This window comes from Methanomassiliicoccaceae archaeon (assembly GCA_034928305.1).
Lineage (GTDB): Archaea > Thermoplasmatota > Thermoplasmata > Methanomassiliicoccales > Methanomethylophilaceae > VadinCA11.
In genome coordinates, this window is sequence record JAYFOZ010000005.1 from 105,174 (window position 1) to 129,450 (window position 24,277).

Consider the following 24,277-nt stretch of genomic DNA (forward strand, 5'->3'; position numbering starts at 1 on the left):
GCCCGCCGTCCGGGGAGGGTTATATACACACAATCAATCTCCGGAACATGATTTCCGTCAGGATATCCTGCCCCGTTAATCCGAGCGAGTCCGAGGAACTGGTGCTGGACGCTGTGATGAAGATATTTCCGGACGCCGCAATGGAAAGGACGTCCAAGGGATTCGAGGGCACCGCGCCCGGCATCGAACGCTTCGCAATGCTGGTCCGTCGGCAGAAGATATTGGACGCCGCAAGAGCGGTGCTCATAAAAGGACTGAACGGCGACAGCACGTTGTTCCGTCTGAACAAGCAGGTGGCGACCGTCGGCAAAGTATCGTTTGCGACCAAAGGGGCAGTTCTGGGAACCATAGACGTGCGCATCGATGACGATGACGACATCGAGCTGTACATAGATGCGATGCTTCCCCGCACAATCGAAGGACAGGAGGTAAGATTATGATCGGAGTTTCATGCCCGGAGTTCAGTGCCAACCCGTTCGAGAAAATCATGGAGGCCGTCTCCAAAGAGTTCCGCCACTGGGAGATATTCGCGGAGGCGGAACACAGCCTCCCGCTGATATGGGCGAGGCTTAACGCTATCAAATCGAACTACAAGATGACATTTTCGATACACTCTCCGATCAGCGACACGAATCTCGCGGCGCTCACCGAAAGGATGAGGGAATCATCGATCATAGAGATGATATCCACTGCCGAGATGGCCTCGGAGACAGGCATAAAAATCATCACCGTCCATCCCGGACTTTCATCCATGAGTGTGCCAGGCATGGAGAGTAAGGCCATAGAGAAAGCCAAGAAATCCATGAGGACGCTGGACAGGACGGCCTCGGAGTACGGGGTCACTTACGCTATAGAGAACATGCCCAGCTACCGGCCGATGATCGGTAAGACGGCGGCAGAGCTCAACGAGATAATCGAAGGGACAAACCTGAGCGTATGTTTCGACATAGGCCACGCGAATACCATGGGGCAGATCGATGAGATGATATCCGCCTTCAAGGACAGGATCGTGAACGTCCATGTGCACGATAACATGGGGGATGACGATTCCCACCTGACAGTCGGGGACGGCAACGTCGATTTCCCGAAGGTTATGGAAGCAATGTCATGGTACAAGGGACGCTACATCATAGAATCGAAATCGCTCGCTTCGGCCGTGGAGTCGAAGAGAAGGCTCTCAATCCTTCTTGAATGAGTCCGGGAAAAGCTCCCTTTCCATGAACCCCTTGGCGAAGGAGACGCCCTTGACGGCCAGGACCACGGTAGTGACCACGCCCAGCCCCAGCAGGACGATAACCAATATCGAGAAAAGGGAAGCATCGAGCCCCAGCCACAGGAACGACTGCATGTAGTCGTTCACGAAGTGCAGCAGTATCGAAGCGTAGAGGCCATATTTGCAGTAAAGATATCCCGCCGCCAGCCCGAATATGAACGACGGCAGGATCTTTATCACTCCCCAGCCGTCGTAATGCCCATATCCGAATAGCAGCGAGGAGGCTATTATGAGGACCATGGAGGCCTTGTTCACGCCGAAGCCGCCCAGCAGATATCTCAACGGCCGCTCCTTTTTTGTGGCGAGCGCCATTATTCCAAGCGGCAATCCGATTATCAGGAGGCGGGTGATAACCTCCTCCCATACGCTGGCACTTGCAAGCGCGAACATCCAGTACTTGTCATCCGAAGTATCGAAGGACGGCAGGGACGAGCCCCCGCTCATCATGAGCAGAATTATTGCGACCTGTATCGCTATCGTGGAAGGCCAGAGGAGGCCGATCCAGTACGCGCTCGTGTCCTCCAGCCCGCGGGCGCCCCCGTCCGGGCCGCGGTTCACATGCTTGGAGTACATCTCCCACGCCAGTTGGGCGAAGCTAAGCACCACGGCCGCCACAAGGAATATCCAGTACATCTGAGATCCAATTCCGGAGAACCATAGGAAGACGTAGGGGTACGGGACCAGTATCAGCAATCCGTACGTTATGTCCGCGGCGTACGAGAATACGTTAAAAGAATTGATAAGTATCGTTGCAAGGCCCACGACCAGGAACACCGTCACGAAAAGCATGGCCGCGAGGGATATCCAGAAAACCGGGCCGTTGCCTTTTACATCCGAAATATACGCGGGCCCGGGTCTGAGAGGTCTCCCGCAGTTGCCGCAGAACAATGTGCCGACCGAACGGTAACGGCCGCATTCCGGGCAGTCCAACATGTTCCCGCAGTTGCCGCAGAACCGATGTCCGAGTTCTCGGTTGTTTATGCATTCCGGGCATTTATCCTGCATCACGCATCACCCATGAGGCCGATGATGTTCGCGACCCTTTCGTAATCTATCACGGCCAATATCCTGCCTCCCCCTTTAGAGATCTCCGACAGCCTTATCGAGATATATCTCTCGCGGAGGCCGCAAAGCTCTCGGAATCCCCTCACGGTATTGATGTGGTCATCCCATTCTTTCGTGAAGGATTCCGGAGACGACATATCGAATTTCTTCCTCATGCCCTTCTTGGCAAGCCCGTGTTCTTTGACGAATTCCATCGAGCTCACGCTCTGGCAGTAAAGCTCCGTATACTCGGAGTCCGGCATATCCAGCGCCGAAAGCGTTACGGAATCTGCATCGCAGAGGTCGACAAGCTCGCACCATGCGGGCGCCGGGACGGTGACATCTCCGAAATAGGACAGTCTTTTTGCGAAGACGGCCTCGAGCTCTCCCGGTTCGTATTCGTCTATAAGGTCGGCGCGGTTCCTGACGCCCATGATCTCTTCGGCACTGAGGGACACGGCATAGCGGTCATAGTTTCCGAAGGCTTTTCTCACAGCCTCGCCGTATGCAGAAAGCCCCCTGACTATGGGCAGGATGTCGATATCAGCATCCCGGACCTTCAACGATATCATTTTTTCGTGCTCCTTGCAAGAACAAGATCCGTAAGCTCTTCGCTGTCGTCGATCTTCCCGAGCTCGTCCGTGGATATCACCGCTGTCGACTTGATGTTCTCACGGTCGCGGGCACGCTCCACGATCACGACCGACGGCCTCCCTGCAAGACTTGAGACCTCCGACGTGACCAAAGCCCTCTGTATCAGTTTTTCCTCGTCCGTTCCGGTCGCGGTCAGTATTATCACTTCTTCTACCCTTGAGAGGGCATCGAAAGGGCTCTTCATGACCGGAGTGACGCTGAAGCCGATCTCCAGCAGCTTGTTCAGGATGTACGATCCGGTACGGGCGCCGCCGCTGATCTCATACTTGTTGGCCGTGTCCTCTGTCTTGTAGGCGAACGGGTCCAGCGGCATTATCATCGGCGTGTTCAGGAACTCCTCTATGCGAAGGGCCGCATCTATCATGGCTCCCATCCCCGATTCGTACATCTGTACCGTGCGTCTCGATACTCCCGCCATCTCTGCGATGACGCCCAGGCTCAGGCCGTCCCTGTTCCTGATCTGTTTTAGCAGGTCGCCGTCCAGTCTGACGTAAAGCCCTCCGGGCGCTGCGAATATCAGCGGCGGGACCTCCTCGATGGTATGGTCCGCCAGCGTTTCGTTGGAAATGATCGGGATATTGAACCTCGAGTAAACGATGCCCAGTTCCAGCACCCCGGAGCTGGACCTCTCGCCTATGAGGAGAGGGCTGGCTTTCAGAGCCTCGGCTAGGACCTTCATCTCCTCCGCGTTCTCTCTGGAAAAGGCATCGACGTTGCTGAGTATTTTGATTATTAACAGCTTATCGTCTCTTCGGGCGACAATGTCGAAGCAAACACTACGGAGATTCAGGGTGGAAGACACATCGTAACCGGAACTTGTCAATATGGTGCGGGTGGATTCGATAAGCTCCGCTCTGCTCACGATAATAAAGTGGTAGTTCTTCTATAAAAAACAATGCCCATATTATTTATGGGATGTCAGGGATTCCGGCCGGCCCGGAGGACCGGCCTAAATGGTTTAAAGGGAGGATATAAATTTACAGCAGGCTCAGTCGACGTCGATGCGCCTGCCGGACCTCTTCTTGTCCTTGGACCTGAAACTGACCTCCAGTATTCCGTTGTTGTACTCCGCTTTGGCGGATTCGAGGTCTACTTCGCAAGGCAGGGCCACCTCCTTCCTGTATCTCTTGTTGGGCGTGTCCACGGAGATCGATACCGAATCGTAGGTCGCATCGATCGCGATGTCCTCCTTCTTCGCACCCGGGACCTCTGCGACCACTCTCACGATGTCCTCGTCCAGCGCAACATCGGTGAACGGTTCCCTCACAGAATCCGCGGACGGCAGTCCGAGCTCTCCTGCGACGTTCCCGAATTCTTTGACGTGGGCGATCCCGTCGGGGCCGCGGTACATCGTGTACCCGTATGTCTTGACATCGGGGTCGCTCATATCTTCGACACCGGAGAACATTTCATCCATCCTTCTGTTGAAGTTCTCGAATTCCCTGAACAGCATGTTCCAAATGTCTTCGCTCATTTCCATCGCTCCTAATTCCTGTTTTTTAGCTTTTCTTCGATTAACTGTTGTATTCCCTCAGCCTCTTTGCCGCGGCCGGTCCGAATTTATCGACCGCGCCCTCGAAGTCCCCCATCGCCACCTTGCATGCGTCGAGGGCCTCCTGGGTCGGCACCTCGCCGGATGCCACAAGGCGCCTGACGGAGGTCATCACGGCCTCGTTGCATATGGCCGCGATATCCGCGCCGGTGCATCCCTCCGTCATCTCTGCAAGCTTCTTGAGGTCCACGCCGTCCTCGAGGGGTTTGCCCCTGGTGTGTATGCCGAATATCGCTTCCCTCGACGTCTTGTCGGGCGGAGCGACCAGCATGCTCTTGTCAAACCTTCCGGGCCTGAGCAGCGCAGGGTCGATCATGTCGGGGCGGTTCGTGGCCGCAATGACCACGACGTTGTTCAGTGCTTCGAGCCCGTCCATCTCGGTCAGCAGCTGGGACACCACACGTTCGGTCACGTTGCTGTCGCTGCTTCCCGCTCCCCTGTTCGGAGCTATGCTGTCTATCTCGTCCATGAAGATCACGCAAGGCGACGCCTGCCTGGCCTTTCTGAACGTTTCCCTCACGGCCTTTTCGGACTCTCCCACCCACTTGTTCAGGAACTCCGGTCCTTTGACAGATATGAAGTTCGCCTCCGACTCCGTTGCTACGGCCTTGGCGAGCATCGTCTTTCCGGTGCCCGGAGGTCCGTAGAGCAGTATGCCCTTCGGCGGCTTGGCGCCCATATGCTCGAACACTTTGGCGTACTTCAGCGGCCATTCGACCGCTTCCTTGAGCTCCTGCTTGACGGTTTCCAGCGCGCCGATGTCCTCCCACTTGACGTTGGGGCGCTCGATGAGGACCTCTCTCATCGTCGCGGGCTGCATATCTTTGAACGCATCGCGGAAGTCGTCCGCGGTGACGCTGATCTTGTTCAGCACGTCCCCCGGGACCTCTTCGTTCTCGGTGTCTATGTCGGGAAGCACGCGCCTCAGCGACGCCATCGCGGCCTCTTTGGTGAGGGCGGATATGTCCGCACCGGCGTACCCGTGCGTCCTGTCGGCCACAAGCTTCAGGTCGACGCCGTCGTCGATGGGCATTCCGCGCGTGTGTATCTGGAGGATCTCGAACCTGCCGTCCCTGTCCGGGATGCCTATCTCGATCTCCCTGTCGAACCTGCCCGGCCTTCTCAGCGCCTCGTCGATGGAATTGGGCCTGTTGGTCGCCCCTATGACGACCACTTTGCCGCGGGACTTCAGTCCGTCCATCAGTGCCAGAAGCTGTGCTACGATGCGGCGTTCGGTCTCTCCGGTAACCTCGTCCCTCTTGGGTGCGATGCTGTCTATCTCGTCGATGAATATGATGCTGGGAGCGTTCTCCTCCGCGTCTTTGAAGATCTCCCTGAGCTTTTCCTCGGACTCGCCGTAGAACTTGCTCATGATCTCCGGTCCGCCGATGTATACGAAGTTGCTGCTGGTCTCGCCTGCGACGGCCTTGGCGAGCATGGTCTTTCCGGTCCCGGGCGGACCGTGCAGAAGGACCCCCTTGGGCGCTTCGATCCCGAGCCTTTTGAACAGTTCCGGGTGCTTGAGCGGAAGCTCCACCATCTCCCTGATCCTGTTGACCGCGTCGCCCAGTCCGCCGATGTCGTCGTAGGATACCTTCGGTATGTCCCCTGCGGCGGCGTCCGCCGGCTTATCGCTGACCTTGACCTGTGTCGCCGAGGTCATTATGGCCGCTTCGCCCGAGGGAGCAAAAGATGTGACCACGAGCTCCATCTTGTTTCCCATCACGTTTAGCGCGATGGCATCTCCCTTGGAGAACGCTCGCCCCTCGAACACCTGTTTCAGATATTCGTCTCCGCCCTGCAGCCTCAGCTGTTCGGTGGGCGAGAATGTGATCTTCACGGCGTTCTTTGCCGTTACTTTCTTTATGGCGACCTTCTCGTCCATGGATGTGCCGGCGTTCCTTCTCGTGGTGCCGTCCATCCGGACGATCCCGCGGTTGGCGTCCTCGGGCCCTCCCCTGAGGACCTTGGCAACAGTCCTCTTGTCTCCTGTTATCTCTACTATGTCTCCGACCTTGATGTCCATCACGGTCATGAGCTCCGGATCCAGCCTAACTACGCCTCTCCCCGCTTCTCCGGGTTTGAGCTCCGCGACCTTGATCGCCCTGTCGGACCTGTCTTTTATTGCCATTGTCATTACCTCCTGATTTTAATGTCCTAGCCGCCCCGTGTCTTAGAGCACTCGGTCTGAGAATACCGGGCGGCTTCCGCTCGGACTTATACTATTATTAGTTTGTCCTTCTATATAAATGTTACTATAATCTGTCATATTGGAGACAACACATAAGATATTCCACTACAGTTTTCTTATTTAGAAATTAAATCATCAATGTTGGCAGACAGTAAAATAATGACTGTCAAAATCTATAATTTGTGAAAGAGTGTAAAAATTTATATTATGACGGGAATGTATTGCATATGCTGATTGATTTTTCCGTCAAAAATTTCGGTCCTTTCCGTGACAAGACGAGGCTCAGTCTTCAGAGGACATCCGCAGACGAGCATCCGGAAAATCTCATCGATTGTCCGGCGATCGGTGAAGAGGCGCTCAGTTCGGCAGCCATATTCGGTCCGAACTCTTCCGGAAAGTCATACATTCTCCGCGCATTAAATGTCATGATGGAAATGGTAAGGATGCCACGCATCGCCAACACCAGGATCAATCTTTATCAACCGTTCCGTCTGTCGTCGGAGACGGTGAAAGCACCGGTCGAAATGGAGATCAGATTTGTGACCGACGGCATCCTCTATCATTATTCTTTGTCGTTCGACAGTGATAATGTCGTATTCGAGTCCCTTTATTATTACCCCAATGGACGCAGCAGCAAGGTGTTCGAGAGAAAAGGCTCCGAATTCACATTTACCAAGGCCATGAAGAATCAGAAGGAGGTTTCGGAGAAGACCGCCCCCAATTCCACGTATATTTCGGTGGCCGCACAGTTCAATAACGAGATATGCCTCAACGCCCACAGAGGCATCGTCCGGGATATGATATTTGTAACGGGTGACGCAGGAGGTCTGTTCGCCCCGGTCGTACAGATGATAAATGACAATCCGGAAATCAAAAAGCTTATGATACGTGCAATGAAAATCGCCGATTTCGGTATTTCCGACATGGTGAGCAAGATAGAAACCAGAGCGGCCTCCGAGTTTAAGGACGAGATCCCCCCGCAGCTTCTGGACTACGTAGCATCGATCGGTGCTTTAAAAATAACCTCGACCAATCTTACACTGAAACATGATTTCAGCGGCTCTGATGCGGATGAGGGCGCTCTTAACTTCCCCATCGAAATAGAGTCCAATGGCACCAAGCAGATGCTGTGCATCATGGGTCCGATCATAGACTCCCTTCAAAACAGTAAGACGATAATAATCGACGAGTTCGGATCATATCTGCATTCCGATATTTCGCGCTGGATCATATCGCAGTTCAAGTCAGGCTCGAATCCAAACGGCGCCCAGATCATTGTAAGCACCCACGATCAGACGCTGATGGATACGGTCGAACTGTTCAGGAGGGACCAGATATTCTTCACACGGAAGAACGCCTCCGACGGCTCATCCGAGCTTTATTCGCTGTCCGACTTTAAAGGCGTAAGAAAGGATACAGATGCCCAGAAGGGATACTCGATAGGGAGGTACGAGGCCCTGCCGTACATATCGCCAGAGGACCTGATGAGATGAATAAGCAACGAATCTTAAACCCCCGGCCAAGCGGAACCAGAGAAGTCAGCAAAAAGTTTCTGATAATGGTCGAGGGCACAACCGAATATAATTATTTCAGAAGATTCGTAAAGCGCAATTCAAAACTGAAGGTGAAACCTCTCCAATCTAAGCGGCGAGATGCCGTCAGTATCGCAGAGGCATGTGTCAAAAGGTCTGAAGAATACGGCATATCCAAGAAGGATGGCGATAGGTCCGCGGTCGTTTATGACGTCGACCAAAACACGGGCGACAGCATATCGAAATCAGAGGAGATATGTAAGAGAAATGGTGCCGAAATGTATATCTCCAACCCATCTTTCGAATGCTGGCTGCTAATGCATTTCCAGGATGTCGGCGGCGGTTGCACTCAGGATTCACTCGAAGACAGTCTTACCGTTGTTTTGGGGTGCAGGTATGAAAAGTCGAATGAAATAAATGGAAAAATCGACGACACTAAGATCCGAGAGGCGATAAGCCGTTCTTCCAAGAGGATATGCATCCGTGAAAAACGAAATAAGGATTGCCTGAAAACATATCCGAGCAGTACCCTGCATTTTCTGGTCGGAGATATCTTAGATCCGTGATAGGCATACTGCCGTTGAAGTTACGGTTCTCATTATCTTTCCTCCTTTTTCGTTCTGGTTTTTATGTGATTGGCCGTTTAACTTGAAGAAGAAATAGTTATTACCATAAAAAATAATGTATAATAATATGCATCAATGTACATAATGATATATACATTGAACATGATTAAACGACTATGTCAATACCTAAGGACATACGAACCACACTCGATGTCGAAGACATTCCAAAGAAATGGTACAATCTGGCCGCGGACCTGCCGAAGCCTCTGGAACCGCCGATAAACATGAAGACCGGGAAACCAGCAGGCCCCGAGGACCTGGAGTCCCTCTTCTGCAAGGAGATTCTGATGCAGGAGATGTCCACCGAGAGGTACATCGACATACCGGAAGAGGTCAGGGACAACCTGGTGTACCTCAACCGTCCCTCTCCGCTGCAGAGGGCGTACCGCCTTGAGAAATATCTCAAGACCCCGGCCAAGATATACTTCAAAAGAGAGGACCTCAGCCCGCTCGGAAGCCACAAGGGGAACACTGCGCTGGCCCAGGCGTACTACAACGCCGAGGCCGGGATACACACACTCACCACGGAGACGGGGGCGGGGCAGTGGGGAACGGCCCTCGCGGCGGTCTCAAACCTGTTCGACATCAAGACGACAGTGTTCATGGTCCGCGGGAGCTACGACCAGAAGCCCACAAGGAAGGCGCTCATCGAGCTCTACGGAGGCACTATACACCCTTCGCCCTCGGTATATACGGAGTTCGGGCGCAAGTATCTGAAGGAGCACCCGGGCACCGTCGGTTCCCTGGGAGTGGCGATCACCGAAGCCTGCGAGGTCGCGTCCAAGGACCCAGGCACATGCTATTCTCTAGGAAGCGTGCTGAACCACGTCATGCTCCACCAGACCGTGATAGGGCTGGAGACCATGGAACAGATGAAGAAGGCCGAGATCAAGCCCGACATCATGATCGCATGCGCCGGGGGAGGGTCGAACTTCGGAGGTTTCTGCTTCCCGCTGATGGGAGAAAAGATCAAAGGCCGCACGGACTGCGAGTTCATCGCGGCCGAGTCGAAGGCCGCTCCGAGCATAACCGAAGGAGAGTACAAGTACGATCTCGGGGACACCGGCGGATACACGCCGCTGCTGATGATGTACACGATGGGGCACGATTACGTCCCCTCGTCGGTGCACGCCGGGGGGCTGAGGTATCACGGCATGTCGCCTCTGGTATCGGCGGCGGTCAACCAGGGCCTCGCCAGGGCGGTGGCCTACGACCAGGTCGAGACCTTCGAGGCGGGCGCGATGTTCGCCAGGACGGAGGGGATAGTGCCCGCGCCGGAATCCACCCACGCGCTGAGGACGGCGATCGACGAGGCCATCAAATGCCGCAAGACCGGCGAGGAGAAGACGATCGTGTTCTGCCTGTCGGGCCACGGCCTGCTGGACCTCAAGGGGTACTCGGAATACCTCGACGGCAGCATGAGGTCGTCGGCCAACTAAACTCTTTAAAAAACATCTTTCTTTTTTAGATATCAATAAATACGCTTGCTCGGTACAAACCAATATGCCGGGCGAACTTAAGGGGGACACGGTCATCGTGTCCGACCAGAGAGAGGGCGGCCAGCTCTACAGTAAGGGCAATTACGGCTATCCCATGAGCGGAGGCGGCCTGGAGCTCGATCTGACCGAGGCGGTGTATCTCGTAGAGAGCGACCGTCTCCTGGTGGAGTCCGGCGGAAAAAAGGTGGAGTTCGACGAGCTTTTCGCACAGGCCTCGAAACAGAACGAAGGGTTCGACGTCAAATATCTGGTTTACAGGGACATGAGGTCCCGCGGTTTCGTCGTCAAAACCGAGACGGGGGGCTTCGACCTTTCGGTGTTCCCAAGGGGAAAGACGATGAGCAACTCCCGTCCGGAGTACATGGTCAGGGCGGTTTCCGAGCGTACGGTCCTCGATATAAGCGATTTCTCGGCCGAGATATCACATACCGAAGGGAAGGGGCGGGAGCTCCTTTACGGGGTGGCGGACGAGGAGGGTGATGTCACATACTACAAGATGTCCACGAGGGACCCGCGTGGCTCCGTGCCCATGGCTTCCACGGGCGGACGGATCGACGGGGTGCTGATCAGCGACCGCGTGTTCGTTTTCGATGCGGACAGCTACGGGAGGCTGAAAGAGGCCGGGTTCTTCGGTAAAGACATCGGCGGCGCGCTCCAGCTATCGTTGATAGAAAGCTGTTATCTTTCCGAGAAGGGCGCGCTAAACGTCATCCGGCACGACGGCAGGGCCGTCGGGACCAAGGAGCTTAAGAAGCTGGGTTCGGAGACCCAAAGCGACTTCCCCCTGCGGATATCGGCGTACTATGATCTGAGGTCCCGCGGCCTGGTCGTCAAGACGGGTTTCAAGTACGGCACCCATTTCAGAGTGTACGAGGGGTCCCCGGACGAATGCCACGCACGTTATCTCGTCCATGCCGTACCGGCGTCGGACACCGCGATGTGGCCCGAGATATCCAGGACCGTCCGGCTGTCCGGAGGGGTGAAGAAGGACATCCTCTTCTGCCGGATAAGCGAAGGCATAGAATATCTGGAGTTCAAATGGTTCAGGCCGTGACTCATTCTATGTCTTCGGGCCTGTTCTTTTTTATGAATCGCGAGTAGATCAGCCTCGCCATCTCGAGCTTCCATATCGAATGGAACTCCCTAATCCGATCGGCCTCCGTGCAGCGGACGAGCCCCATCACTTCCGGCAGGCTCACCGGTCCGATCACGCTTCCGTTGTCGTGACCCGTGAACCCGGTGCAGGAATTTACGAGGGCGTTCCTGATATCCAGATGCTTTTCGGGGTTCGGAGGCGGGGTGTCGACATCATATCCTCCGCTGTCGAACTCTTCATGCGTCATGCAGTGCACGAGCTCCCTCAGTCCGCTGAACCTTCCCGGGAATTTTTCCAGGTCGTGGTCCAGGAGGACGACCGGCGTCCCCACCGAAAGTGACGGCAGGGCGGCATGCATCCTTCTCGTGACCACGCAGTGGGCGGAACTGTAAAGGTAAAGGAACGATTTCGCGAAACGGTGCCTTACATCCATGCTGTAGGACTCCCAGAAATCATGCGACAGCTCGAATATGGGCCTGTCGGTCATCTTACGCATGGCCTCCACCTCTTTCTCGGGGACATCAACGGCAAGGATGTGACCCTGTCTTTCGATCCCCGGGTTCGGCAACAATGTCAGCGTGAGGCATCCCGAGAAGTATGCCGGGACGTCGTTCTCCTGCATATATTCCAGGGTGCTGCGGTCCCTGCATCCCACCGGGCCGTGGTCCAGCAGATATTGTTTTCCCCTCTTCATGATGCCGTCTCTCCATAAGGGCGTGACGTGCATCGAGGTGAGCAGCGGGTCGATGCTGTCGGAAGGGGGAAAGTGTTTGGATGTGTCCATGTAGAACGCGTTCAGTATCATCTTGGTCTTCGGACCGTCGTACCGCCACATGTTCTCCCGGTTTACGAACCTGTCCACCTTCGGCAGGAAGCGGGATGCCGCGACGCTCTGTATGTCGTCACCTATGTTGTTCGTCGAATACCCGATCATCGAGTAGTCGCCGTCTGTCCGACCAGTCATCGACAGCCCTCAGAGTTGGATGACGATCCCCAACTTCTCGGTCAGCTCTTTGTATCTGTTCCTGATGGTGACCTCGGTCACGCCGGCGACGTCCGCAACTTCGCGCTGGGTCCTGCGCTCGTTGCACAGGATGGAGGAGATGTATATCGCGGCCGCCGCGACGCCAGTGGGCCCGCGTCCGGAGGTGAGCTCCTTCTCGGACGCATCCTTCAGTATCTCGGCGGCTTTGCTTTGTACCTCTCCGCTCAGCTTGAGCTCCGAGCAGAATCTCTGCACGTAGTCCTGAGGCTTGGTCGGCATGAGCTTGAGCTTTAGCTCGCGGGTCATGAACCTGTACGTGCGCCCTATCTCTTTGCGCCCGACACGGCTCGCCCCTGCGACTTCGTCGAGGGTCCTGGGGACTCCGCATTGCCTGCATGCCGCGTACAGCGATGCGGCCACGACCCCTTCAATGGAGCGTCCCCTGATGAGGTTCTTGTTGACGGCTTTTCTGTAGATCATCGCCGCGGTCTCGCGGACGTTACGGGGGAGGCCCATCGCGGACGCCATCCTGTCAAGTTCCGACAGGGCGAACGCCAGGTTCCTCTCGGTAGCGTTGGATACGCGTATCCTTCTCTGCCATTTCCTGAGCCTGTACAGCTGGGCGCGGTTCCTGGTGGGGATGCTCTTGCCGTAGCTGTCCTTGTTCTTCCAAGAGATCTCCGTCGAGAGGCCCTTGTCGTGAATAGTATATGTCATCGGGGCGCCGGTGCGTGCCCTCTTCTCGCCCTGTTCGACGTCGAAGGCTCTCCACTCCGGTCCCTGGTCGATGAACTGGTCGTCGAGAACCAATCCGCAGTCCTCGCATATCAGCTCACCGCGCTCGTAATCTCTAACAAGGTGATGGCTGCCGCACTCCGGACAGACCTCAATCTCTTCAGTGCCTTCTTTTGACTTTGCCATTTTGTTTCACCCCTTGGATGTATAGGTCCGCACCGGCCAGCTCCGAAACGTTTACGTTTTCCAGCTCGACGGACACATACGGTCCGTCCACCGGTCCGAATATACGAACCACTTTACCTAACCTGCGCTTGCGGGAGTCGAAAACAGGATCCCCCACCTCTGGGGGTACGGAGGCCGAAACCACAGCTCTGCCGTCAGAAGTAATTTCCGCAACGGTCCCCAAAAAATCCATATGTTATCTTCTCGTTTTGGCAGTCGGTTGTCAAGTATCAGACGCTATACTTGTCGAATATTTAAACACTTGGGTTTACTTTATTATGTTTAAGCATTGAATGATAAATAATCTCTTACTCATAGTATCTAAACCGAATGTACGGACGGATGATTCATCCATGTAATAATGCGCCATTACGGGGCCCTTCCGGCGCAAAAAAAGACGTGATACCCAGACATCGGACGTGAAAAGTTTAATAACAAATAGGGTGTATCCGTGCCTAATTGATACGCCACTGGCGAATCTCGAATTAATGGAGGTAACAAATGACTTGGGACTTAATGTCATTCCTGACTATCATAGTATTCGTATTTTCGATAGTACTTTTGATCGCAGGAATATTCTCAGCCTACTTCGGCAGCGGTAAAAGCAGGACCTACGGCATGATTATGCTTGCAGTCGGCCTCGTTGTCCTCGTATTGTGGACGTACCTAGTTGGATACAGCGACGTCGCTCTGTTCAACGACGTGGCCGCCTGGGATGTAATGTACAACACGCTCATCTCTCTGATCGCAGTCTTGATCGGAGCGTTGGTCGCTGTCGGTATTTTCCTTGTTGCAGTTCTAAAGAGCTGAACCCCGGCCGCTCGGGGTCCCAAATCCTTTACCCGCCTTCTCGGTGGGTTTTTATTCTTTTATTATGTGACCCCGGTCATGCCTACGGTTTCAATCATTCTCGGGAGCAAAAGCGATCTCTCGGTAGCAGACAAGGCGATCGGTATCCTGAGGGATTTCTCTATCGCTTTCGAAATCAATGTGGCTTCGGCGCACAGGACCCCCAAGAGGGTGGAGGACCTGGTCAAAGGGTCCGATGCCAGCGTGTTCATCGCCATTGCGGGGCTGTCGGCGGCCCTGCCCGGCGTCGTGGCGTCCTTCACAACGAGACCGGTCATCGGCGTGCCGGTGAGCGGCAAGCTCAACATCGATTCCGTACTTTCCATCGTTCAGATGCCCGCCGGGGTCCCCGTGGCCGCAGTAGGGCTGGACCGCGGGGACAACGCGGCGATTCTCGCCGCCGAGATACTGGCTGTTTCCGACGCCAGGCTCGCCGCCGCACTTCTGCAGTACAGGGTGCAGCAGGCCGACAAAGTGGAGAAGGACTCCGAGGAGGTGGCCGCCGGTGTTTGATGCCGAGAAGTTCATCGACGAGGCGATAGCCTCGGTCAGAGAAAACACCAAAGGCAAGGCCATAATAGCATGCTCCGGCGGTGTAGACAGTTCGGTTTCCGCGGTCATCGCCGGAAGGGCGATCGGCGACCGGTTGCTCGCTGTTTTCGTGGACACGGGCCTGATGCGCAAGGGCGAGGCCGAAGAGGTCGAAGAGATGTTCCGCGACACGGGCATCAACTTCAAGTCGGTAGATGCGTCGAAGGAGTACTTCGAGGCGCTCGAAGGCGTGACCGAGCCGGAACAGAAAAGAAAGGTCATCGGGGAGAAGTTCATCCGTATTTTCGAAAGAGAGGCGAAGGAGTTCGGCGCCAAGTATCTGGTGCAGGGAACCATAGCCCCGGACTGGATCGAATCCGGAGACGGGGTCAGGGACACGATAAAGTCCCATCACAACGTGGGCGGGCTCCCTAAAGACATGGACATGATGCTGGTCGAACCCCTCAGGGACCTCTACAAGGACGAGGTCAGGCAGGTCGCCAGGAAGCTCGACATAAAATCCTCGGAAAGGCAGCCCTTCCCCGGGCCCGGGCTCGCGGTCAGGTGCCTCGCGGAGATAACCCCCGATAACATAGCGGTGGTCCGCGAGGCGTGTTTCATCGTAGAGGACGAGATAAGGAAGGCCGCCGAAGCCGGGAAGATGAAGGTCCCGTGGCAGTACTTCGCCGTTCTGCTTCCCGCCAGGTCGGTCGGGGTGCAGGGCGACAGGCGCGCATACGGAAGGACCATTGCGGTACGTGCCGTCGAATCCATCGACGGAATGACGGCGTCCCACAGCGATATCCCGCTGGCGGTGCTGAACGCCATCTCGCAACGCATAACCAGCAGGATGAAGAACGAGGTCAACCGCGTGGTGTACGACATAACCGACAAGCCGCCCGCGACCATCGAATGGGAATGAACGGCCATCCTGTACAGGAACAGGAAAGTTCAAGAAAAGCCCAATCAAGGCTCCTATCGGCGGGCCGCTCGGTCCGCGGAGCGGCATTCCCTTCATGATCCGGAGGAATCCCCCACGGCGAAGACAAACGGCAGGTTCCAGGCGGTCCGGCACGGTACGGAAACTTCGCGGAAGGGCGCGGCCGAACCGTACACACAATCTCCGAGTATGGATTTTTATACGATATCTGCGGATGAGTCTCCGTGAAGGTCTATATCATAGACAACGGCGGGCAGTGGACCCATCGGGAATGGCGTGTCCTAAGGGACATGGCCGACGCCAAGATCGTCAGGAACGACACGCCTCCCGAGGACCTCGCCGACGCGGACGCGCTGGTCCTCTCGGGCGGTTCGCCCAGCGTCGCCAGCGATGCGGGCAGGATGGGACGGAACTCCGACTATCTCGAGATGGATGTGCCTATTTTCGGCATCTGTGCCGGTATGCAGTTCCTGTCCGAGCATTTCGGAGGGTCTCTGGCACCAGGGGACGACCCGGAATACGGCGCCGTCGAGCTCGCCATAACGTCGCACGACGACATATTCAGGGGCATGCCCGACACGATCGAGGTATGGGCCTCCCATAACGACGAAGTAAAAAACGTGCCTGACGGTTTCGACGTCACGGCATCATCGGTACGTTGTAAAGTAGAGGCCGTAAAGTGCAGGGACCGTCCTATTTTCGGGGTCCAGTTCCATCCGGAGGTGGAGAATACACAGTACGGCCCTGAAATGTTCCGCAATTTCCTAGAGATCGCTTCCCGTTACAGGAACGGGTAAAAACTTTTATCTCGATCCGGCTGCAAGACCCTCGAGTTCGCTGGTGGCCTTCCATATGAGGGTCCTTGCGTGGAGGGGGGTGTTGTTGTCGTTTGCCAGGTCGTCAAGGATCATCATCGCGCTCGTCGCGCGTACGTCCATGGCGTCCTTTTCATCCAGGAGCCTGGCCTTCGCATCCGAAGCGCCCCTCCTGATATTCTTGGGGATTGAATCATCGCTGGCCAAGAAGTCCAGCACGTCTGTTATGTTTTTTATCTTGCTAGACATAAATGTCACCTCTGAGTTCAGAAGGATTCGAACTCTTCCTGGAGATCGATGACGACCTGCTCGAGGACCTCTTCAAAGCTTGGCGCCTTGTACTCCCTGAGCCCGCCGAGATCGCTCTGGATCCTGGCGACAAAATCGTTGTTCTCCTTGACGAACACTACGTTACACAGTTCTTCTTCCATTAGTCAATACCTCTGGATAAAACCCGAACATAGAGCCACTATAAATCCGTGTCGGATACATCGGTGTAATCCTTTTACTTTGCGTACATTCAAAAGCGACCGAAACGTTTATAGTAGCAACCTTTCTTTAAGGCATATCTTCGGTCGTTATCTTCAGCGATAGCGAGCAAAGTATGCGCCGCCCGCAGAGGGCGGGAGAAGGAAGTAATATGGCTGATAACACCGCCCCGGCCGACGATGGACAAGAGACCAGGCAGCCCGGGCTGGGTTTCAGCAGATACTCCAGAATAATGAAGATGGCCCGCACGCCCTCTAGGGACGAATACAAGAAGACCGTGGGGATAACGGCGCTGGGGATCATCCTCCTGGGGGCCGTCGGGTTCGCAATAATGTGGCTCATGACGTATCTTCCCGCATATTTCTGAAAAATAGGAGAATAACAATGTCAGATCAGTACTCAGGCTCATGCCTCTCCGGTGTGAGTGATGTAAAGAAGGCCCGTGCAGGCGAGACCGTTAGCTGGCAGTTTTCACTGTCGGGCGGGGCGTCGGAGGCGAAGCTAACGTTCTCCGAGATCACGGGCCCGGACGCCGAGACGGCGCCAGACTGGGTCATGACGGTCACGGATTCCACGGGCGCGGAACTCTGGAGCAGCTACCGCAGCCGCAACGATATAATGGTAGAGATTCCCGGACAAAGGGACAAAGAACTGGTTCTTCAGGCGGAGTGCCCCAAGGGAGCCAGATACGGCGACGAGGTCGCGATCACCGTCAAAGCCGAATGTGGTGGCGCAAAGGACTCGATGGAGTTCAACGCTTCCGCCATACAGTCGGTCATGATACTCAAGACACAGATGGACCAGGAAAGAGCCGCCGCCGACAGTTTGGCGGCCAAGGCGAACCTGGGCGAGAAGGACATCTACGCAATACTGAGCCCGGCAGGTCTCAGGGGATACGTGTTCGTGGAAGGCATGAACACCGACCGTCTCCGCGAGAAGATAAGGGACATCAGGAAGGCGTACTCGTTCATTCCCGGAGAGACATCTTTGGAAGAGATAAACCACTACCTCACGCCCGTGTCGGCGGTCGTCGGCATCACCGAGGGCGACATCGTCGAACTGGTTAACGGACCGTTCAAGGGCGAGAAGGCAAGGGTACAGCATATAGATGAAGGTAAAGAAGAAATCACCGTCGAGCTGATCGAGGCCATGGTCCCGATCCCCGTGACGGTGAAAGGCGACAGCGTTAGAGTCATAGACAAGGAGAGATGAACAATGGTAGATACTGTTGAGGCATTGGTTGACGGGGGCAGGGCCTCCGCAGGGCCTCCGCTCGGACCCGCATTGGGACCGAAAGGAGTGAACATCAGCCAGGTTATCGCGAAAATTAACGAAAAAACAAAGGCTTTCTCGGGAATGAAGGTCCCGGTCAAGATATTGATCAACGACGACAAATCGTTCGACGTAAAGGTCGGAACCCCGCCGATGTCCGCTCTGATCAAATCAGAACTGGGCGTCGCAAGCGGAGCGCACAACGCCAAAGCGGAGAAAGTGGGCAACCTCACTCTCGACCAGGCGAAGAAGATCGCCGACATGAAGCAGGACGACCTGCTCGGCTCGGACCACAAGGCCCGTGTCCTCGAGGTCGCAGGAAACTGCGTCTCCGTCGGCGTCACCATCGATGGAAAGGACCCCAAGACGTTCCAGAAGGACGTTAAGGCAGGCCTTTACAACGATAAGTTCTGAAAACCATAAAGGGGGCCATGCCCCCTTTTCTATTCAACCTGCAGAGGCGGAGCCGTGCTTGTCCACAAATACATGATGAAGGTGGTTTCCAACGTCGTTTCCGCCGTAGCATCCTTCCTGTCCCTGATGATAATGACCCGCTACGTGGGCCTCGAATACGGGGCCATGATGTGGGGATGGGCTTTCGTCGCCATGTTCAACGCGGTGGTCGGTCTCGGATTCGAGACCGCACACATACGTTTCATCGCTTCGGGCAGGAATCAGGATAAGTGTTTCTCCACATATCTGGCTATACGCATTTCGCTCACATCTCTGATGGTGGCCCTCACAGTCATTTCTCTTGCGTTCGGAATACTCAACGGGACGATCGACACGGGAATGGCCACCGTTGTTCTGTTGTTCATCGCATACTATGCGGTCTGGGACATCCAGAACACCCTGACGGCCACCTTCGACGCCCGTCTCGAGAGCGGGAAGAGCTCCATCGTCAACATGGTCGACGCCATAATCAGATCTATAATCCTTATAACGCTGGCACTTATGCAGGTTTCCGCAACAGTTCTCAGCTCGGCATATGTGATCGGCATACTGGCGTCCGCATCCGTGGCGCTGCTGCTGACCAGGAACCAGAATATACGTCTGGTCCGCCCGACGATGTTCCGCGAATATTTCAGCTTCGCAATGCCGCTCATAATATCTTCGCTGTTCCTGACGGTCCTGGATTTCGTGGACAAGGTGATCATCGGGCTGTCGGGAAACACCCTGGAGGTAGGATATTACACCGCAGCGATGGGGGTCGTGTTCGTTTTCATATCCCTCGGAGGGTCTCTGAACAATGTCATACTTCCACAGCTTTCGAAACCCGATATAGTAAGGGACCCGTCCAAGGCCGAGGGCCTGATATGGCTGTCCCAGAAGTATCTCATGATGTTCCTCTTCCCGGTGATGGCCGTCCTTTTGGTCTTCGGAGAGGATATCGGCGGCGTCCTTTTCGGTGCCGAATATGCAAAGGCCGGAGTTATCCTTTCCATATTATCGGTAATGATGACGCTGAGGGTTCTGACGGGAACGTTGTCACAGGTCCTTTACGCATCCAACAAGGCATCGCTGTACACCAAGGCGACGATGATATACACCGCGGTCGTCGCATCGATGTTCGTTTTGCTGATCCCGAACACGGGAATGCTGCCATGGGACGGGATGTACGGCATAGGCGCCGCGATATCCCTGAGCACCGGATACATAATACTGACGGCGGTGCTGATGTACTACGTAAGGCGCGCGGTCGGCATAAGGCCATATAAGAACCTGTGGAAACATCTTCTGTCGCTTGCGGTGACGGCGGTGCTGCTGGTGGTCGTCGACCGCATGTTCGAGATATCAGGGTTCATGGAGGTCGCGGCGGTAGCGCTGCTGGGGCTGGCCGTTTATGCCCTGGCCCTTGTGGCGTTGCGGGAACTCCTGAGGTCCGACATCGGTTTCTTCATGAACGCCATGAATCCCAAGCATATCAAGGACAGTTTGGACGACGAACTGCGTTAACATCAAGAAAACTTATATACAGGTCACAGATTAGCCAATCTGCTTGTAGGAGGGCACCAGCCCGCTATTACTACAAGGAGGAATTGTATTGGCAGAAAAACCAACCGTAACAGCTGTGCAGAAGGCACTCGAGAGTGCAAAGAAGCGCAATTTTGTCGAAACGGTTGAGTTGGCCATCAATCTCAGAGATGTTGACCTTTCTATCCCGAAGAACCGTATCCAGGAGGACATCGTCCTCCCGGCCGGTCGTGGCAGGATTCTCAAGATCTGTGTTATTGGTGGCGGCGAACTAGCCTTGAAAGCCAAAGACGTTGCCGATCTTGTGATCAGCCCCGACGAACTCGGGGCCCTCGCAGACGACAAGAAGCAGGCCAAGAAGGTCGCGAACAGTATCGATTATTTTATCGCCGAAGCGCCATTAATGGCGGTCGTCGGTAAGAGACTGGGTACAGTTCTCGGCCCGCGCGGAAAGATGCCGAAGCCCATCGCGCCGGGTGCAGACCCGTCCGCGATGATCGACCAGCTCCGCAGGACTGCGACCATCAGAACGAAAGACAGAAAGACCTTCCACGTGCCCGTTGGAACGGTCGATATGAAGGCACAGGAAATCGCCGATAACATCGACGTTATCCTGGGACGTGTCGAGGGCCGCCTTGAGAAAGGCCGCCACAACATCGCGTCCGCCTACGTAAAGACCTCGATGGGACCGTCGGAGAAGGTGATGTGAGGAGGTCTAAGATGGCACACGTCGCAGCATGGAAGAAGGATCTGGTGAACAAGCTCGTGGAGGGGCTGCTCGAGTACCCGGTCGTCGCGGTTGTCGACGTACATGGTATCGCAGGGCAGCAGATCCAGAGCATGAGGGCCCAGCTCAGGGGTCAAGCGTACCTCAGGATGACCAAGAACAAGCTTATTGTACTGGCCATCGAAGAGGCTGCGAAGCAGAAACCCGGGCTGGAAGGGCTCAAGGACGCGGTCCACGGTCAGTGCGCTTTGATAGCCACGGACAAGGACCCGTTCAAGTTGTTCAAACAGCTTGACGCGACCATGACTCCCGCACCCGCGAAAGCGGGACAGGATGCGCCGATCGACATAGTGGTCCCCAAGGGGCCCACTCCGTTCGGCCCCGGTCCGATCATCGGAGAACTTCAGAAGATAGGCCTTCCCGCATCCATCGAAGCGGGAAAAATAGTGATCAAGAAGGAAACGACCCTTGTTAAGAAAGGAGAGCCGATCTCCGCACCGGTCGCAACCATGCTACCCAAGCTGGGAATACTTCCGATGATCGTAGGAATGGACCTCAGGGCCGCCTACGAGGACGGGATCATATACCACAGGGACGTACTGGCTATTCCTGACGGATACTATAACGGAATGTTCGCCGCGGCAATCTACAACGCACGCGCACTTGCAATCGACATCGCCTACGTCACAGACCAGACGATCGGAGCGCTTGTCGCGAAGGCGTACAGGGAGGCGATGGCCCTCTCGGTAGAAGCCGCAATCCCAACCAAAGACAGCATCGGAGCGCTCATGGCCAGGGCAGACAGGCAAATGCTTGCCATTGCCTCGGCAGCAGGATACCAGGACGAACGCATCACCGCAAGGTTGAACGCGGCGGCCGCAGCGGTACCGACTGCAACAGCAGAGCCCATTAATACCGATGAGAAAGGGGACGAGAACAGCGAAGAGATCAGCGAACAGGAAGCCGATGAAAACGCGGCCTCCGGAATGTTCAGCTTGTTCGGCTAAATTAAGGAGATGAAAAATATGGAGTATATCTACAGCGCAATGGTGCTCTACTCTGCAGGCAAAGACATTACCGAGGACGCGGTCTCCGGTATTCTCAGCGCCGCGGGTGTCGAGCCTAATGCAGCCAAGATCAAGGCTCTGATCGCTTCTCTCGATGGGGTCGATATAAAGGAGGCAATCGCAAACGCCTCCGTAGCAGCCGCCGCACCCGCGGCAGCCGCCGCCCCCGCCGCCGCTTCCAACGAACCTGCAAAGGAGAAGGAAGAAGAGGAAGAGGAAGCAGTCAGCGAAGAAGAGGCTGCAGCCGGTCTCAGCGCCCTTTTCGGATGAATACGGGCACGGAGCACTGACAACACAAACCTTTTACATCTAATTTCTTTATTTTCATATATGGGGTCTGAAGTTCCGATGGAATCTACCGAAAGAGTTACCGTAAGGCTCAGTTCGGACACCTTGGCCGTTTTGAGGACACTGGTCGACAGCGGCGAGTATCAGAATCTTTCAGATATACTGCGCGAAGCCATCGAAGATTTCATATCGATCAAGTTCACGCCCGACAACATCTCGAAGATGATGGTCGAGATACCGAAGAAAAGGGCAACGGAGCTGGAGAACCTGGTGAAGGAAGGCGACGCGATATCTATGGACGATGCTGTGCGTAACGCTGTCACCGAATACATCCGGTCTAAGATGCGCCCGGAGGACAGGGGTTGAAGACTCTCGCGGTCGGATGCGGCGGGGCGGGAAGCAACATCGTCCGCGGCATAGATCCAGAATTCATACGAACAGCGTTCATCAATACGGATTCCGAAAGCGACATCCCGATGGTGCCGGACAATATCAGGGGCTGTAAAGGCGACAGCTCCGTCGGCAGGGCGCTGGCCGAAGACTATTCGGAAAGTATCGACCGGCTAGTGTCCGGATACGGGAACGTGATAATCGTCGCGGGGCTCGGAGGAGGGACAGGAACCGGCATGGCTCCGTTGCTGGCACATCGCGCGCGGGCCGCCGGCTCCCGCACCGTTTCTGTGATATGCGTCCCGATGGAGTTCGAAGGACGCGACAAGAAGGCCTACGATTCAATGAGGGAACTCATAGGATGCACCGACAGGACGGTACAGATCGACCTGGACATGGCCGCCGCAGGCAGCCCGTCGTCCTCGTTCGAAGAGGTGATCGCATCCGCCGACCGAACCGCAAGGGATGCGATATGCCGCATCGCGGAGATGATGGACGGTCCGTTTTTCAGCATATTCGTCGAGAAAGCGTATACTTTGACGGCGGTCGGTGACGGAAAGCCGGAGGAAAAGGTCCCGGAGGCGATGAAAAAACCGCTTTTCAGATCGGACCCCGCTTACGGCAAGGCCGTGATACACGCGGACAGGGAGACATACCGCTTCAGAAAGACGATATCGGACGAGGTGTGCTCGATGACCGGAATAATCCCGGAAATAATAGAAAGCGGACGCGCTGGCACTATGGTATTTATTCCCGTTCCCTACCGGCCCTGAGACCTTTGACGGCATCTCCGAAAACACCCATTATCGTGTTGTATTCGTATTTTGTGGGGATGGAGCGCCCCATCATCTTCCTGAACATCAGCGATGTGCGTTCCCTTCTGACCTCGGGATATTCCACCGCGTCCAACAGGTCGTCGAAGAATCCGAACATCAGCTCTTTCTCGCGGATGTCGGCGGGCTCGGGGCTGGGAGTGATATGGGTCTTTCCGAAAAGCTCGTACATCAAGATCCCCCCGGCATGTGAAAGGTTGAGGGTCGGATATGTTTCGCTGGATGGGATGTTGACGAAGACGTCGCAGTGGTCCAGCTCTTCCTGGTATAGTCCTATGTCCTCTCTCCCGAGCACCAAAGCGATCTTTTCACCGTATTCCCTTACGCTTTCAGCGAATTTTTCCGGCGAAATGGGAATGCGGCCATAGTTCGTCGGGCCCTTGGTTATCGTTCCGCTTGTGCCAGCTACCAAAAAACATCCGTCGACCGCGTCTTCGAGGTTACGGAAGATCCTGGCTTTGGCGAGGATATGGGATCCGTGCTTCGCCCGCCTGTAGGCTTCGTCGCCGATCTCGCAGGGGTTCACAAGGCAGAGGTCGTCGAAATCGAAGTTCGCCATCAATCTGGCTATTGCACCTACGTTACCCTCGAATTTCGGTCCAACAAGCACGATGCGTACGTCAGGCATACACTTCGGGGTAATAACAGAAAATACTTAACGATAGTCCTTAAATCAATGATTGCGGTTGT

General features: G+C 55.4%; 30 protein-coding genes. 19 read left to right on the forward strand and 11 right to left on the reverse strand.

What is annotated here, in order from left to right:
• The first annotated feature begins 47 nt into the window (after window positions 1–47).
• Both VB016_06735 and VB016_06740 read left to right on the forward strand, forming a co-directional pair.
• Entirely contained in the window at window positions 48–440 is a 393-nt protein-coding gene (locus tag VB016_06735) for an RNA-binding domain-containing protein (protein MEA4978219.1), read from the forward strand.
• Window positions 437–1,195 (forward strand): sugar phosphate isomerase/epimerase family protein, encoded by a 759-nt coding sequence (locus tag VB016_06740; GenBank protein MEA4978220.1) that lies wholly within the window; start codon window positions 437–439, stop codon window positions 1,193–1,195. Before VB016_06735 ends, VB016_06740 begins: the two co-directional genes overlap by 4 nt.
• Here the strand turns inward: VB016_06740 and VB016_06745 are convergent.
• From VB016_06745 to VB016_06765, 5 genes are all read right to left on the reverse strand, one after another.
• Window positions 1,178–2,278 carry a CPBP family glutamic-type intramembrane protease gene (locus VB016_06745; GenBank protein MEA4978221.1) on the reverse strand — a complete coding sequence of 367 codons (1,101 nt, stop codon included), beginning with the start codon at window positions 2,276–2,278 and terminating at the stop codon, window positions 1,178–1,180. The genes VB016_06740 and VB016_06745 overlap by 18 nt on opposite strands.
• Window positions 2,278–2,889 carry a hypothetical protein gene (locus tag VB016_06750; GenBank protein ID MEA4978222.1) on the reverse strand — a complete coding sequence of 204 codons (612 nt, stop codon included), beginning with the start codon at window positions 2,887–2,889 and terminating at the stop codon, window positions 2,278–2,280. The genes VB016_06745 and VB016_06750 overlap by 1 nt, the downstream gene beginning before the upstream one ends.
• Window positions 2,886–3,833 carry a transcriptional regulator gene (locus VB016_06755; GenBank protein MEA4978223.1) on the reverse strand — a complete coding sequence of 316 codons (948 nt, stop codon included), beginning with the start codon at window positions 3,831–3,833 and terminating at the stop codon, window positions 2,886–2,888. Before VB016_06755 ends, VB016_06750 begins: the two co-directional genes overlap by 4 nt.
• Before the next feature lie 126 nt (window positions 3,834–3,959).
• Complete coding sequence (hsp20, locus tag VB016_06760) at window positions 3,960–4,445, reverse strand: archaeal heat shock protein Hsp20 (GenBank protein MEA4978224.1); 486 nt, start codon at window positions 4,443–4,445, stop codon at window positions 3,960–3,962.
• A 40-nt stretch (window positions 4,446–4,485) separates the two neighbouring features.
• A complete protein-coding gene (locus VB016_06765) occupies window positions 4,486–6,654 on the reverse strand; it encodes a CDC48 family AAA ATPase (protein MEA4978225.1) in 2,169 nt (722 codons plus the stop codon).
• 287 nt (window positions 6,655–6,941) lie between these two features.
• On the opposite strand from VB016_06765, the gene VB016_06770 reads away from it, so the two are divergent.
• The 4 genes from VB016_06770 to endA all read left to right on the forward strand — a co-directional run bounded on the left by VB016_06770 (window position 6,942) and on the right by endA (window position 11,425).
• On the forward strand, window positions 6,942–8,207 hold the full coding sequence (locus tag VB016_06770; GenBank protein ID MEA4978226.1) for an ATP-binding protein: 1,266 nt from the start codon (window positions 6,942–6,944) through the stop codon (window positions 8,205–8,207).
• 65 nt (window positions 8,208–8,272) lie between these two features.
• Window positions 8,273–8,812 carry an RloB family protein gene (locus tag VB016_06775; GenBank protein MEA4978227.1) on the forward strand — a complete coding sequence of 180 codons (540 nt, stop codon included), beginning with the start codon at window positions 8,273–8,275 and terminating at the stop codon, window positions 8,810–8,812.
• 176 nt (window positions 8,813–8,988) lie between these two features.
• The gene (locus VB016_06780; GenBank protein MEA4978228.1) at window positions 8,989–10,311 is read left to right on the forward strand and encodes a TrpB-like pyridoxal phosphate-dependent enzyme; all 1,323 of its coding nucleotides are present in this window, start codon (window positions 8,989–8,991) and stop codon (window positions 10,309–10,311) included.
• A 64-nt stretch (window positions 10,312–10,375) separates the two neighbouring features.
• The gene (endA, locus tag VB016_06785; protein MEA4978229.1) at window positions 10,376–11,425 is read left to right on the forward strand and encodes a tRNA-intron lyase; all 1,050 of its coding nucleotides are present in this window, start codon (window positions 10,376–10,378) and stop codon (window positions 11,423–11,425) included.
• Between the two features lies 1 nt (window position 11,426).
• On the opposite strand, the gene VB016_06790 is transcribed toward endA, so the two are convergent.
• Genes VB016_06790 through VB016_06800 form a run of 3 tightly spaced genes read right to left on the reverse strand, consistent with a single transcriptional unit; the run spans window position 11,427 to window position 13,605 of the window.
• Window positions 11,427–12,431 carry a polysaccharide pyruvyl transferase family protein gene (locus tag VB016_06790; protein MEA4978230.1) on the reverse strand — a complete coding sequence of 335 codons (1,005 nt, stop codon included), beginning with the start codon at window positions 12,429–12,431 and terminating at the stop codon, window positions 11,427–11,429.
• A gap of 9 nt (window positions 12,432–12,440) precedes the next feature.
• Window positions 12,441–13,373, reverse strand: a complete 933-nt coding sequence (locus VB016_06795; protein MEA4978231.1) for a transcription initiation factor IIB — start codon at window positions 13,371–13,373, stop codon at window positions 12,441–12,443.
• A complete protein-coding gene (locus VB016_06800; GenBank protein MEA4978232.1) occupies window positions 13,348–13,605 on the reverse strand; it encodes a Gar1/Naf1 family protein in 258 nt (85 codons plus the stop codon). The genes VB016_06795 and VB016_06800 overlap by 26 nt, the downstream gene beginning before the upstream one ends.
• 323 nt (window positions 13,606–13,928) lie before the next feature.
• Here VB016_06800 and VB016_06805 point away from each other — a divergent pair, with 323 nt between their 5' ends.
• The 4 genes from VB016_06805 (at window position 13,929) to VB016_06820 (ending at window position 16,529) form a co-directional block, all read left to right on the forward strand.
• Complete coding sequence (locus tag VB016_06805) at window positions 13,929–14,222, forward strand: hypothetical protein (protein MEA4978233.1); 294 nt, start codon at window positions 13,929–13,931, stop codon at window positions 14,220–14,222.
• A 78-nt stretch (window positions 14,223–14,300) separates the two neighbouring features.
• Complete coding sequence (purE, locus tag VB016_06810) at window positions 14,301–14,774, forward strand: 5-(carboxyamino)imidazole ribonucleotide mutase (protein MEA4978234.1); 474 nt, start codon at window positions 14,301–14,303, stop codon at window positions 14,772–14,774.
• Window positions 14,767–15,714 (forward strand): glutamine-hydrolyzing GMP synthase, encoded by a 948-nt coding sequence (gene guaA, locus VB016_06815; GenBank protein MEA4978235.1) that lies wholly within the window; start codon window positions 14,767–14,769, stop codon window positions 15,712–15,714. Before purE ends, guaA begins: the two co-directional genes overlap by 8 nt.
• Before the next feature lie 242 nt (window positions 15,715–15,956).
• Entirely contained in the window at window positions 15,957–16,529 is a 573-nt protein-coding gene (locus tag VB016_06820; protein ID MEA4978236.1) for a GMP synthase subunit A, read from the forward strand.
• A 6-nt stretch (window positions 16,530–16,535) separates the two neighbouring features.
• Here the strand turns inward: VB016_06820 and VB016_06825 are convergent, their stop codons facing one another.
• Together VB016_06825 and VB016_06830 are read right to left on the reverse strand one after the other, a co-directional pair.
• Entirely contained in the window at window positions 16,536–16,796 is a 261-nt protein-coding gene (locus VB016_06825) for a UPF0147 family protein (GenBank protein ID MEA4978237.1), read from the reverse strand.
• A 17-nt stretch (window positions 16,797–16,813) separates the two neighbouring features.
• The gene (locus VB016_06830; protein MEA4978238.1) at window positions 16,814–16,978 is read right to left on the reverse strand and encodes a hypothetical protein; all 165 of its coding nucleotides are present in this window, start codon (window positions 16,976–16,978) and stop codon (window positions 16,814–16,816) included.
• A gap of 209 nt (window positions 16,979–17,187) precedes the next feature.
• Between VB016_06830 and VB016_06835 the strand changes: the two genes are divergently transcribed.
• The 9 genes from VB016_06835 to VB016_06875 all read left to right on the forward strand — a co-directional run bounded on the left by VB016_06835 (window position 17,188) and on the right by VB016_06875 (window position 23,527).
• On the forward strand, window positions 17,188–17,403 hold the full coding sequence (locus tag VB016_06835; protein ID MEA4978239.1) for a protein translocase SEC61 complex subunit gamma: 216 nt from the start codon (window positions 17,188–17,190) through the stop codon (window positions 17,401–17,403).
• 17 nt (window positions 17,404–17,420) lie between these two features.
• Window positions 17,421–18,248, forward strand: a complete 828-nt coding sequence (locus VB016_06840; protein ID MEA4978240.1) for a transcription elongation factor Spt5 — start codon at window positions 17,421–17,423, stop codon at window positions 18,246–18,248.
• Between the two features lie 3 nt (window positions 18,249–18,251).
• On the forward strand, window positions 18,252–18,722 hold the full coding sequence (locus tag VB016_06845; GenBank protein ID MEA4978241.1) for a 50S ribosomal protein L11: 471 nt from the start codon (window positions 18,252–18,254) through the stop codon (window positions 18,720–18,722).
• A gap of 54 nt (window positions 18,723–18,776) precedes the next feature.
• A complete protein-coding gene (locus tag VB016_06850) occupies window positions 18,777–20,264 on the forward strand; it encodes an oligosaccharide flippase family protein (GenBank protein MEA4978242.1) in 1,488 nt (495 codons plus the stop codon).
• Between the two features lie 88 nt (window positions 20,265–20,352).
• A complete protein-coding gene (locus tag VB016_06855; protein MEA4978243.1) occupies window positions 20,353–20,991 on the forward strand; it encodes a 50S ribosomal protein L1 in 639 nt (212 codons plus the stop codon).
• 11 nt (window positions 20,992–21,002) lie between these two features.
• On the forward strand, window positions 21,003–22,016 hold the full coding sequence (locus tag VB016_06860; GenBank protein ID MEA4978244.1) for a 50S ribosomal protein L10: 1,014 nt from the start codon (window positions 21,003–21,005) through the stop codon (window positions 22,014–22,016).
• 18 nt (window positions 22,017–22,034) lie between these two features.
• Window positions 22,035–22,346, forward strand: coding sequence for a 50S ribosomal protein P1 (gene rpl12p, locus VB016_06865; GenBank protein MEA4978245.1), 312 nt, complete (start codon window positions 22,035–22,037; stop codon window positions 22,344–22,346).
• A 60-nt stretch (window positions 22,347–22,406) separates the two neighbouring features.
• Window positions 22,407–22,730 (forward strand): ribbon-helix-helix domain-containing protein, encoded by a 324-nt coding sequence (locus VB016_06870; protein MEA4978246.1) that lies wholly within the window; start codon window positions 22,407–22,409, stop codon window positions 22,728–22,730.
• Window positions 22,727–23,527, forward strand: coding sequence for a hypothetical protein (locus tag VB016_06875; protein ID MEA4978247.1), 801 nt, complete (start codon window positions 22,727–22,729; stop codon window positions 23,525–23,527). The genes VB016_06870 and VB016_06875 overlap by 4 nt, the downstream gene beginning before the upstream one ends.
• Here VB016_06875 and VB016_06880 read toward each other — a convergent pair.
• Window positions 23,502–24,215, reverse strand: coding sequence for an RNA methyltransferase (locus tag VB016_06880; GenBank protein ID MEA4978248.1), 714 nt, complete (start codon window positions 24,213–24,215; stop codon window positions 23,502–23,504). The genes VB016_06875 and VB016_06880 overlap by 26 nt on opposite strands.
• Between the last annotated feature and the right edge of the window lie 62 nt (window positions 24,216–24,277).